Annotated in this window: 1 protein-coding gene; it reads right to left on the bottom strand. The window is 58.7% G+C overall.

The window, feature by feature from the left end:
- On the bottom strand, positions 1-215 hold a 215-nt coding region (locus AC0MA3_RS26595), incomplete at its 3' end, for an InlB B-repeat-containing protein (RefSeq protein WP_474658360.1).
- Positions 216-259: the final 44 nt, after the last annotated feature.

Here is a 259-nt window from a genome sequence, read left to right as displayed (position 1 = left end):
CCGCTTCCGTTAGCAGCGGTGTTCCAGCCTGCGAACGTATAGCCCGTCTTCACCAGCGTTCCCGTGTTCCCCAGCACGGTCACTGTGTTCCCTTGCTGATAGCTGTTGCTGTCGGTCGGAACCGTACCGCCGGTGTTCCCGTTTCCGTTATACGTTACGGTGTAGGTCGGATTGGCTGTCCACTTCGCATAGAGGGTGGCATTCGCCGATCCCATGCTGAAGGTGGCATTCGAAGCGTAGTCGGTGCCGCTTCCGTTAG

The sequence above is a fragment of the Paenibacillus sp. LS-5 genome (assembly GCF_056121505.1).
The sequence above is the reverse complement of the archived record's forward strand: the minus strand, read 5'-3'. Positions and strand labels throughout refer to the sequence as shown.